Source organism: Nocardia sp. bgisy118, assembly GCF_057708605.1.
Window position 1 is genome coordinate 1 of record NZ_JBYISM010000060.1, and the last position, 4711, is coordinate 4711.

Genomic DNA, 4711 nt, shown 5'->3' on the forward strand with positions numbered 1-4711 from the left:
GATCCCGGTGATCCGCCGCCCGCCCAGCTTCAGGTTGTAAGCCAATACTGGCAGATGCCGTCGCTGGTGATGGTGTCGAGCTCGCCGCCACAGGCGGTGATAACCCGGCGGGAGGCCAGGTTGTCGGTTCGGCAGGTCATCCTGGCGCGGATGATGCCGAGATCCTTTGCCAGCGGCAGCGTTTGGCGCAGAATCTCGGTCGCGACACCTTGCCTACGTCGGTCTGGGACGACGACATAGCCGATATGGCCGCCCCAGTGCATCAACTTGTCGGTGAGCATATGGCGGATGTCGCTGCTGCCGATGATCTGTCCCGAGGTGTCCTGGGCCATCAGGAACGTGCTCGGCACCGCCTCGGGCTCAAGGTCGATGCCACAGCGAGTCCTGTCGAGCCGATCGAGATAGGCAGCCCACGGTCCGCCGTAGTCCTTGGCGAAGGTGAACCCATCGGCGTGCAGACGACGACGGACCGACAGGAACTGCTGTTCGTCGCCCGGCCCGAGCAACCGCAGCCGGACAACAGCCCGGTTGCTGGTACCCGAGGTCAGCGGCAGCGACATCTCGATCTCGGTGACATCAGGATCGTCCAATGCCGGTTTGCACCGACCGGTCTCGCCGAATCCAAGCCGCGTGTACAACTTACGAGCAGGGTCGTTGTCCTCGACAACCCACAGCTTTAGCCGGTGGTGTCCGGCTGCGCGTGCCCAGTCGACTACTGCGCCGACGAGCACATCCGAGATGCCGGTGCCGCGGGCGTTTGGATGGATCCATGCCGACACCAGCGAGGGCTGCCCGTCGTCGACAAGCCCGCCAGCTGAACCGACCAGCGCATCGTCGTGCTGGGCGATGAAGAACGTGTGCCGGTCCATCCAGCCATGCCACTGCTCTTCGCTCCACGTCGATGCGACCTCGAACGCAGAACCGAAAACGCCGAACCGGGCTTCCCGTAAGGCTTGCAAACGTACAGCACGCACGAGCTGCCAATCGTCAGCAGCCACTTTGCACACCCTCATCACCTGAGCCTGATCAGCGCCAGCCAGCAGCGCAACACAATATCGTCTGGGTTCCCTGTGTATCGGAGATCGACACGGGACGAATGAGGGGCCTCGTCCAGGAGCGGGGCCAACTGCTCCAGTTCAGATCCAACCCACCGCTGTCGGCGCTTGCGGATCCCGGTTGTGGACAGCAAGCTTCGGTTTCGCGCCCAGTGGTGACCCCAAATCCCCTGTGCTGCTGGCGTCCAACGCAGAACCCCCGGACTCGCCTGGCTCTCCCCCTAGGCGTCCGGGGGTTCTGTCGTTCCTACCGACCGTCCCAGCTACACCACTTCTGGAGGTATGTCATGAGCTACGTTCCCTCCCAGGTCGTTTGTCTGGTCCTTCGTCCGGCGACGGCGTAGGCCGCATTGGGGCGGTGGTTAGGTTTGCGGAGACAGCTAGCCACGGATTAACGAACGCTCCGCATGCAGTCGTATCCTCGGGTTATGGTCGAGCAGCTCTCCCGAGATCCCGCGGTGAACCGCGCGGGTCTGGCAGCTCGCTCGCAGGTACGTCGCGCCTTTCGTGAGTCACCTGGCTTCGGCTTCGCCTACACCTCTCTCCAGCGGAGTTTCGCGTATCAGCAGTCTCTGGCCGGACACTTCGCGCGGTTCGATCAGCTGGTCACCGTCAGGTTGCAGCGTCGCATCATCCCTGTACTGGGCTCCGGCGCTTACGGAATGCATACGCTCCAGAGCTCGATCCGTGCAGTGGGGACACCGCAACTGCTCAGGCAGATGCGGAGCGTCCTCGACACCATCTACGACCGCCGTCTCCGTGAGGTGCACTGGTGGGTTCCTGACCACATCGATCCCGCGAGACCTGCCGAGGTCCGTGGTCTCGAGGAAGCACTTCCCGAGCGGCGCCGCCGCTCGGCCAACGACTTCGCCCAAGTCCTCGCGCAGCTGCGCGCGATGCTGCGCTCTCGTCATCGGCGTGCCTCGGATCCGCCGGGGCGGCTCGTCACCTCGCGTCGCCAAGTCCCGCGCGGCCCGAACACCCACATGTTGACCCAACCATGTCAACATGCGGGGTCTGCCGTGCGCGCGTAACAACTAGGCGCACAGGCAGTCTCGCGAACCATAAGGACGAGACTGCTCATGCCTCACAATGTCATCTCCCTGCTGGGCACTGTCCAGCCCAATCTGTTCGCCCTCGTGCTCGCTGCGCTGATTCCCGTCGGGGTCCTCACTGTGCTAGTCATGTTGGCCGCGACGGTGGCGATCTTCGGCGGCACGGAGCGGGGCGAACGCGCCCGCCTGGTGCTGTGTAATCTCCTCGAGGTCCTCGGCCGCGGCGGTCGGCAGTGAGCGCCCAGCGCGGGCCTGGAGCGCCGATGCGGTGCCCGGTGACCGTGCTCGCGCACGTCGTGGCGATGTATCGCGACGGGAGGTCCTGCGCGGCGATCGCTCGCGCCCTCACCGAGGCCGGTGTGCCCAAACCGGCCGGCGGGCTCGGGTGGCAGCGGTGTCATGTGTGGCGGCTGGTGCGAACGTCCACCGCCCTGACCATCATGGCCGATCTCGAGTAGGACCGGCTCACGGCGGCGTGATCGGTGAAGCGCTGGCCCTCACGTGAGGGCCAGCGCTGATCGGAAAACCACGACACGCCGCCAGCAGCGTGTCCTTGTCCGGTCCCCTCGACCAGTCTGGAACCCGTTATCCCAACGAGAACAGAAACTCTCGCGTGACCGGCATCTGCTTGAGCAGCGTCGCCACGCGCGGGGAATAATCGGTGATCTGCACGTCGCGGGGGTCGCCTGGATGTCGTCCACCTTGACCGCGAGCGTGCGTTCCTTGGCGAGTTGGCACACCATCGCCCGTGACAGCTCTGGACAGGCCACTACGGTGGTCTTCGCGTCTCGTCGGGGATTGGGATCCGGGACCCGGTGGGCTGTCGAGCCTTGCCTGCCCGCCGAGGCTGTAGCGCGGTGAGACCGTTCGGATACGGAACCCGCAGGTCTCACCGTGCCTGCCCGGTCTTGGTTGTGTTCAAGGTGGTGTTCTCAGCAGGCGATGGCGGGTGTGTCGGAGACGCCGTACCCGATGAGAACGTCGGGGGATTCACCGTATTCGCCGATCCCGAGGCTCACCGAGCGAGGTTGGTTGGTCCAGGGTGCGCGCAGATTGATCGGGGCCAGGCGGCGACACTCGTAGGCGACCTGCATCGGGGTGGAGTCCCACAAGCGGGAGAAGTCGGGGGTGGCTCGCAGTTTCATGAACAGCGATCGTGCTCGGGGGAGGTCGCGGTATCGCCCGAACGTGCCGCGCAGGATGGCGACGGTGTGGCGGATTTCGCTCTCCCAGTTGTCGATGTTGTCGCGGGCGGTTGGGGAGAACATCCACAAGCTGTAGTTGTTGTCGGCCTCGGCGAGGCCGGGCACCGTGCGGTGGAAGATCCGGTTGCCGTGCAGCACGGTCCGGAGGGGATCGAAGTAGACGGCAAGGACATCGCGGGTGTCGAGGCCGTCGAGGTCGGCTTGGACGCCCGCGCTGGTGAGGCGCTGGCGTAGCTCCTGGGCGTGTGGCAGTCCTCGGGAGGGTTGCCACAGTTCGTGCAGATGTTGGCGCTGGTCGAAGTCGAGGTCGAAGGCGTGGGTCAGTTTGGCGAAGCTGTTGGGGCCGGGAATGATTCGATTCGCGACGATCTTGTCCAGGTGGGAAGTGCTGATGTCGGCGGATCTGGCGACGTCCGCCCGTGAGCGGCGATCACGCAGGCGCAGGAATTCCAGCGTGTCGTGGAAGTCGGGCATCGCGTCCAGAATGGGAGCTTCCTGCATCTCAACCGTCCCGTCTGTGCGGAGGTAGCGCGTGGACGCGAACGACGAGCCGCAGGTTCGACATCGCGGTGGCGGGCGCGGCTGGAGGGACTGCTAGTCATCGAGGACTCCTTGTCAATGGTGCGGGTTGGGAATTCGGAGGTGGCCCCGGCGGGGTGGCGTAGCGAGTCGGTCAGGGCACGGGCCCGGTGTAGGGCTGTCGGTAGCACAGGCAGAATCGGGCGTCGGGTGAGCCTGGGGCGTCGCCGAGGTGGATGCGCACCGAATACAACTCGCCGGTGGTGGGGTCGCGCAGGTGTACGGGGTCATCAGGGCGGCGGCCGTAGGCGAGGGCGATGCTGGTGTCCCATATCTGGCTGAACAGGGCTGAACCGCGCAAATCCTGGTAGAGGGTGCGGGCGTGCGCGGCCTCGCGGTGGCGCCCGAGCGCACCGCGCATGGTCGCGACCATGTAGGCGGCGGCGCTGTGGTGACCGATGACGAGGTGTTCGGCGGTCGGGGCGGTGGCCCCGGGGTGGAAGAACCACGAGCAGATGTTGTCGCCGAACTGCTCGACGCCGGGCAGGGCCGCGCGGAAGCGCTGGTTGGCGAGAACGAGGTTCCACAGGGGATCGATGTAGGCGGCGGCGACGTCGCGCTCGTCCAGGCGAGCCAGTTTCGCCCGACGATCGGGGGTGAGGGTGCGGGCGCGCAGCTCCTCGAGCGGTGGCAGCGGGACCGGCGGGCGGGCGAGGTCGCGGGTGTAGCGTTCCTGCGCGCTATCGAGGTCGTAGGTGGCGACGAGGTTGTTCAGAACGGTCGCCGTGCATCCGGCGTCGCCGCGCTCGATCTTCTTGAGCAGGTCCATGCTGATGTGGAGGTGGGCGGCGGCGCGGGGGCGAGAAAGCTTGCGGCG

The 4711-nt window shown here is 65.9% G+C and carries 6 protein-coding genes; 3 read left to right on the forward strand and 3 right to left on the reverse strand.

Going from position 1 to position 4711, the window contains the following annotated elements; all coding sequences use genetic code 11:
* Positions 1-29: 29 nt before the first annotated feature.
* Positions 30-998 carry a GNAT family N-acetyltransferase gene (locus tag AC3EO7_RS37610; RefSeq protein WP_435593853.1) on the reverse strand — a complete coding sequence of 323 codons (969 nt, stop codon included), beginning with the start codon at positions 996-998 and terminating at the stop codon, positions 30-32.
* Positions 999-1483: 485 nt separating this feature from the next.
* Between AC3EO7_RS37610 and AC3EO7_RS37615 the strand changes: the two genes are divergently transcribed.
* The 3 genes from AC3EO7_RS37615 to AC3EO7_RS37625 are packed head-to-tail and all read left to right on the forward strand — an operon-like array spanning position 1484 to position 2568.
* Positions 1484-2089 carry a hypothetical protein gene (locus AC3EO7_RS37615; protein ID WP_435593854.1) on the forward strand — a complete coding sequence of 202 codons (606 nt, stop codon included), beginning with the start codon at positions 1484-1486 and terminating at the stop codon, positions 2087-2089.
* Between the two features lie 48 nt (positions 2090-2137).
* Positions 2138-2347 carry a hypothetical protein gene (locus tag AC3EO7_RS37620; RefSeq protein WP_435593855.1) on the forward strand — a complete coding sequence of 70 codons (210 nt, stop codon included), beginning with the start codon at positions 2138-2140 and terminating at the stop codon, positions 2345-2347.
* Between the two features lie 26 nt (positions 2348-2373).
* Positions 2374-2568: a recombinase family protein gene (locus AC3EO7_RS37625; RefSeq protein WP_435593856.1), complete on the forward strand. Its 195-nt coding sequence runs from the start codon at positions 2374-2376 to the stop codon at positions 2566-2568.
* A 474-nt stretch (positions 2569-3042) separates the two neighbouring features.
* Here the strand turns inward: AC3EO7_RS37625 and AC3EO7_RS37630 are convergent, their stop codons facing one another.
* Both AC3EO7_RS37630 and AC3EO7_RS37635 read right to left on the reverse strand, forming a co-directional pair.
* The gene (locus AC3EO7_RS37630) at positions 3043-3816 is read right to left on the reverse strand and encodes an MmyB family transcriptional regulator (RefSeq protein ID WP_435593857.1); all 774 of its coding nucleotides are present in this window, start codon (positions 3814-3816) and stop codon (positions 3043-3045) included.
* A gap of 172 nt (positions 3817-3988) precedes the next feature.
* On the reverse strand, positions 3989-4711 hold a 723-nt coding region (locus AC3EO7_RS37635), incomplete at its 5' end, for an MmyB family transcriptional regulator (RefSeq protein ID WP_435593858.1).